Genomic DNA, 6,390 nt, shown 5'->3' with positions numbered 1-6,390 from the left:
ATTACGATATCCAAACTTATCTATATACCATCCAACCACTTTTAAATTTATCCCCAGGAGACATAGAAAAATTTTCTGGTTTAGGACTTAACTTATAGTGATGAATCTAAATCAGATTGCCAAGAGTAGAATACTGTAAATTGCATCATAATGTATATTGTTGGAAGTTTCTTTATATCGTAAACATTTTACATCACGGTTTGTAATTTGCATAATCAACATAGTATTTCAAACATCCAACTCAATGTAAAATACACCAAGCAAACTGGCAAATGAAGTTATATGATATAAATGATTTACCAGAATAAAATATTTGTAACTAGGTTTGTTATTTCATGGAGAACTTGATTGAACTATGGTAACAATAAAATCTCAACGGAAAGTGCTGTTATCTCATGGTGAAGATGGGTATTTTGTTGTCGAAGTACCCAGTTTACCCGGTTGTATTAGTCAGGGTAAAACTCGTGAGGAAGCTTTAGCTAATATAGAAGAGGCAATATCTCTCTACATTGAAGTTTTGCAAGACAGAAATGAACCTGTTCCAGAAGATACAGTTGAGGTTGTGCTGGTGTGAGTAAATTACCTATAATCTCAGGTTTAGAGTGTGTAAAAGCACTAGAAAAAATCGGCTTTGTTGTGGATAGGCAAAGAGGAAGTCACATTATAATGGTTCGTGAAGAACCTAGAACCACAATATCTGTACCAGATCATAAAGAACTAGATAGAGGTACTTTGCGTGGGATTATTCGACAAGCGGGTTTGAGTGTGATGAATTTATTGAACTATTGTGAAATAGCAACAAAGCCATAACCTGAACATTTTCCCACTCATTTTATAATTTCTATTTCTTGTAACTATTCCCTAATTAATATATTTATGCAAATCAACTTTCAAACCTTTACCGTCAACAAACGATTTCCCCTCACAATTAGTCGGGGGACAACAGCACAAACAACAAATATCTGGTTACAAATTACCGCAGAAGGAATTACAGGTTGGGGAGAAGCATCTCCTTTTGGTGTAGGCAACCATAGGCAATCTACGGAGAAAACCCAGGAAACTTTGCAGCAAATCATACCTACTTTACAAAAATATAGCCCTTGGCAACGGCAGGAAATTGAGGCACTATTAGAACAAATGCAAATTCCGTCCGCAGTCAAAGCGGCTGTGGATATGGCATTACATGATTGGTTGGGTAAGCGTGTGAATTTGCCATTGTGGCAACTGTGGGGACTGGATAAAAATGCGATCGCCCCAACATCGGTAACAATTGGCATTAATTCCCCAGCAGGTGCAAGGGCAAGGACGGGAGACTGGTTACAATTTATGGATGTGCAGTTGTTAAAAGTCAAATTAGGTTCAACCGAGGGAATAGAAGCAGATCAAAAAATGCTCTTAGCGGTACGGGAAGAAGCGGACGGAAAAGATATATTTGTTGATGCTAACGGAGGTTGGAATTTAACCGATGCTGTAAATATGTGTAATTGGTTGGCTGATTTGGGAATAAAGTATGTAGAACAGCCATTAGCAAGGGGTGAAGAAGCAAATTTAGCCGAATTGAAAAAACATTCCCCCTTACCAATTTTTGTAGATGAAAGTTGCTTTACCAGTGCGGATATTCCCCAATTAGCTAATCATGTTGATGGCATTAATATCAAATTAATGAAATCTGGGGGAATCACTGAAGCCATGCGGATGGTGCATACAGCCAAAGCCCATAATTTACAAATCATGTTTGGCTGTTATTCTGATAGTTGTCTAGCTAATACCGCCGCGTTACAACTTGCACCACTGGCTGATTATTTGGATTTAGATAGTCACTTAAATCTAATTGATGATCCTTTTACTGGTGCAGTGGTAGAAAATGGGCGAGTTTTGCCGAATAATTTACCTGGTTTGGGAGTGAAACATTGTGCGTCTGTCGCTTAATCAAAAAATAGCAATTCTTCTTCATGAGGGAATTACTGGAGTTCAAGGAAAAACAGGGTTGTCAATTTTACGCTACAGCGAGTCCCCCATTGTGGCGGTGATTGATAGAGAATCTGTAGGTAAGTCTTTAGTCGAGTTAACAGGTATTCAGCGAGATGCGCCAATTGTGGCATCTGTGACAGCAGCTTTACAGTATAAACCGGAAGTTCTAGTAATTGGGATTGCACCTAAAGGTGGTGCTGTTCCTGATGATTATTGGCTGGATATCAAAGATGCCCTCAAGGCGGGAATGTCTTTGGTAAATGGGTTACATACACCAATGGCAAATATACCGGAGTTAAATGCCCTCCTGAAACCAGGACAATTAATTTGGGATGTCCGCAAAGAACCAGCTAATTTAGATGTAGCATCGGCAATGGCGCAAACTCTGCCCTGTCGGCGGGTGTTGACGGTGGGAACGGATATGGCTATTGGTAAAATGTCTACCAGTTTGGAATTACACCGGGTGGCTAAGTTGCGGGGTATCCGTTCTAAGTTTTTGGCTACTGGTCAAACTGGGTTAATGTTGGAAGGGGAAGGGGTGGCTTTAGACGCTGTGCGGGTGGATTTTGCTGCGGGTGCGGTGGAACAGTTGGTGATGCGTTTTGGTCAACATTACGACATTTTGCAAATTGAGGGGCAAGGTTCTCTTTTACACCCTGGCTCAACGGCTACTTTACCGTTAATTCGGGGTTCTCAGCCTACACATTTAATATTGGTGCATCAAGCAGGACAAACCCATAACCGGAATAATCCTCATATACCAATTCCAGCGTTATCTGAGGTGATTCGGATGTATGAAATTGTTGCTAGTGGTGCGGGGGCTTTTCGTCCTGTTCCTGTGGTGGGAATTGCTTTGAATACTCGGAATTTGGGGGAAGTGGAGGCGAAAAATGCGATCGCCCAAATTATAGCAGAAACTAAGTTACCTTGTACAGATCCTGTTCGGTTTGGGGCTGGGTTATTATTGGATGCTGTTATGCAGAGTTGAATATTTTTTTTGCACGCAGAGGCGCAGAGGCGCGGAGAGTAGGCGTTTTATGGTTGGTGGAGTTTTATGGGAATTTCAATGATAAATTCTGTTCCTTTTTCGGGTGCAGAGATACAATCTAATTTACCACTGTGTTTATCTACGATAATTTGATAACTGATTGATAGTCCTAAACCTGTACCTTCTCCTACAGGTTTGGTGGTGAAAAAAGGATCAAATATGCGTTGTTTAATTTCGGGTTTTATCCCCATACCATTATCTTTAATGGCAATTTGTACCCAATTATTATTAATGATTTGAGTGCGAATAATGATCTGGCTAGGATTATTCTTGAGTTCTGCGGTAGATAAACTTTTTTCACGCTGTTTGAGAACATCAATGGCATTACTAATGATATTCATAAATACCTGATTTAGTTGAGAAGCATAACATTGGACTAAGGGAAGATTACTATAATTTTTAATGACTACATTCCTAGAATAGCCTAACTTTTCTTGGAATCGAGTTTCTAAAATCATTAATGTACTATCAATTCCCTCATGGATATCTACAGGTTTCATTGCGGACTCGTCAAGACGGGAAAAATTACGTAAACTTAAAATAATCTTCCGAATCCGTTCTGAACCTACCGTCATTGAATCAAGAATTCTAGGTAAATCTTGAATAACAAAATCAAAATCATTGTCTTGTTTATATTTTTCAATAGTAGCTGAGTGACTAGGATATTCTTGTTGATATATATTCAGTAAATTGATAATAGATTCAGTATAATTACTAGCGTGTTCAATATTCGCATAGATAAAATTGACGGGGTTATTAATTTCATGGGCAATACCCGCAACCATTTGTCCTAAACTGGACATTTTCTCCGTTTGAATTAATTGTGATTGTGTGGCTTTTAATTCATTCAATGTTTGTTCTAAGTGCAGATTTTTTTCATTGAGTTCCTGAGTTCTTTGGGTGACTTTTTCTTCTAAATTACTATAGAGTTGGGCATTTTCTAGGGAAATAGCAGCTTGAGAAGATAGGAGATTTAATATTCTTAATCTGTCAATAGTGAAAGCACCCACAGTTAGATTATTTTCTAAATAAATAATACCAATTAATTGCCCTTTATTCAAAATAGGATTGCATAATATGGATTTAGATTGATGCTGAATAATGTATGAATCATTGGCAAAATTCTGATCATTTGTAGCATCACTAATTAATAAATATTCTTGCATATTTGCTACATAATTAATAATACTTAATGGTAAATCTTGGCTATCGTTAATTGGTGTAGTAGAAAATTTATATTCATGTTCATTCATACATTGAGCTACTAATATTAAATTTCCCTCTTTTTGCAAAATTAATGCAGATTTATTGGCGGCAACATTCTCTGATATTACCTGCATGAGAGTATATAATAACTTATCTATCTGAATTTCTGAAGCAATGGCTAAGGATGCTTTAGTCACAGTTTCTAAATCTAATAATGCAGAAACACCCGTCAAACTAGGTTTACTAATAAGTGTACTTACTTCACCGGCTGTTAATTTAGTTTTAGTTTGATTAATAATAGGTTCAAGCAAATGAGGATAGGTTGTTTCTAAACTCTCAATTTTAGCCCTAGCTCCCCAATTAGCATAACAATAATAAGCATCTATTAAATAAGTTTTAGCAATTTTCTCTTTATTAAAGCTCAGGTAAAATTTAGCTGCTAGTTCATTAGCTAGTGCTTCTTCATGAAGATATTTGTGTTTTTTAGCTCCAATAATTGCTTGGTCATAAAGCTCTATTGCTTGCCAATTATTTCCTAACACTCTCGCTTTTTCTGCTTCTATTAATTCATATTTATGTTGAAAATTTATGGGTGCATGAACAGCCCAATTTTTCATTTTCTCTTGATTGGATAAAACCTTTTCTAAATATTGTTTTTGTCCACTCACAGACTGCTGATCATATTCAGCTAAAAGAGATAAAGAATAATAAAAATTATATTGACTCGTAGTAACTTGTCCCACCACACATTCTAAATAAGCTTCACCTTGAATCCCATTTTCAACAGCAATACTGGTTAAACCAGAGAAGTAATAAAATATGGTTTTTGCTAAATATAATGAAAATAGTGTAGTTGAGGATTTAGATGAGATCAAAATTGGTAATATTTGAGATTCATCAAATAACTCACCATCAAATGTTTGTTTGGTTTCATTAATTTCTGCAAGATTAAAAACTAGCTGATACCATAGCTTATGTAGTAAAACAGTACCTTCTTGCTTCAAACTATACATTAAAAGTATATGACTTTTTAACTGCTCAAATACATAGGATAAGTTTTCACCACTGAAAATCATATTCATGTTATACATTGACGAGCAGTAACCAGAATATTCTAAATCTCCAGTTTCTATTCCGCTTTGTAAGGCTTCTTGTAAGCTACTTACTACTGTTTTGAGATGTTTTTTCCAAAATAGGACATTGCAAGCCCACATTAGCATAACTCGACATTTAACTGTTCTACCATCAAATTTATCTAATATATTTAAAGCTAATTCACCATAACGATATCCAGTTTCAATATCTGCAAAAAAACCGCAGAGTATCACCCCATAATTCACATATCCAGGAGCAGAAAATGGGGAATTACCATATTTTACTGATAGATTGATCATGGTAAAGATAATAACTGGGAATAATTCTGGATCAACAAAATAACTAGCAGCAGTCAGATTAGTTAAAATCCGCATCACCGCGAGTTTATCAGTAGCTATCATCTCTGGTAAATTGATTAAATCATCAACATTTAAGTTTTGTGGAGGTGTTTTTTCTAAATTTACTCCCAGCAAGTTGACTAAATTCAACCCTGTCTCTATTGCTCTTTGTAGTTGCAATTGAGACATATAGATTTGTATTTGTGCTTCATACACTTTTACTTGATCTATAAGACTGGTAGCATTTTGTTTAACTACTTCTATATATATTTCTGCTTGCTCAAAATCAACATTTAAATATTCTGCTTCTGCGATTTCTGTGTAAATATTTAAAGTTAATTCATACTCATCTTCCCAACTATTTACTGCTAAAAGTTCCAAGCCTACCTTTAAATATCTAATAGCAGATTCATAAGCGGTAGAAGATTTTGCTTTACAACCAGCAATTAAATTTAATTTAGCTAATTCATATCTTTCTGACTGATTAGTAATTAATTCGACCCCAATATTTAACTGGTTAACTATCTCAAATATCTTCTCTTCCAGTTCCGCAGCATTGGTATTTTTTAATAGTAACTGACCAATTTTTAAGTGCATTGCTGATTTATCAACATCAGAAATTAGGACATAAGCTGCTTGCTGAACTCGGTCATGAAAAAATTTATATTTAGCAAAAATTAATTCAGTGTTATTAACCGGTAAATTTAAGTTAAAAACATCAAATACTGATTC

The 6,390-nt window shown here is 35.7% G+C and carries 5 protein-coding genes; 4 read left to right on the top strand and 1 reads right to left on the bottom strand.

What is annotated here, in order from left to right; genetic code table 11:
- Nucleotides 1–355 precede the first annotated feature (355 nt).
- From IQ228_RS18355 to IQ228_RS18340, 4 genes are all read left to right on the top strand, one after another.
- A complete protein-coding gene (locus IQ228_RS18355; protein ID WP_027400858.1) occupies nt 356–574 on the top strand; it encodes a type II toxin-antitoxin system HicB family antitoxin in 219 nt (72 codons plus the stop codon).
- On the top strand, nt 571–810 hold the full coding sequence (locus IQ228_RS27465; RefSeq protein ID WP_193963854.1) for a type II toxin-antitoxin system HicA family toxin: 240 nt from the start codon (nt 571–573) through the stop codon (nt 808–810). The genes IQ228_RS18355 and IQ228_RS27465 overlap by 4 nt, the downstream gene beginning before the upstream one ends.
- A gap of 66 nt (nt 811–876) precedes the next feature.
- A complete protein-coding gene (locus tag IQ228_RS18345; RefSeq protein ID WP_193963853.1) occupies nt 877–1,929 on the top strand; it encodes a dipeptide epimerase in 1,053 nt (350 codons plus the stop codon).
- Nucleotides 1,913–2,959 carry a DUF1611 domain-containing protein gene (locus IQ228_RS18340; RefSeq protein ID WP_027400855.1) on the top strand — a complete coding sequence of 349 codons (1,047 nt, stop codon included), beginning with the start codon at nt 1,913–1,915 and terminating at the stop codon, nt 2,957–2,959. Before IQ228_RS18345 ends, IQ228_RS18340 begins: the two co-directional genes overlap by 17 nt.
- Before the next feature lie 47 nt (nt 2,960–3,006).
- Here the strand turns inward: IQ228_RS18340 and IQ228_RS18335 are convergent.
- Nucleotides 3,007–6,390 (bottom strand): ATP-binding protein (locus IQ228_RS18335; protein ID WP_193963852.1); only part of this gene is annotated, 3,384 nt, incomplete at its 5' end.

This window comes from Dolichospermum sp. LEGE 00246 (assembly GCF_015207865.1).
Taxonomy (GTDB): domain Bacteria; phylum Cyanobacteriota; class Cyanobacteriia; order Cyanobacteriales; family Nostocaceae; genus Dolichospermum; species Dolichospermum heterosporum.
The sequence above is the reverse complement of the archived record's forward strand: the minus strand, read 5'-3'. Positions and strand labels throughout refer to the sequence as shown.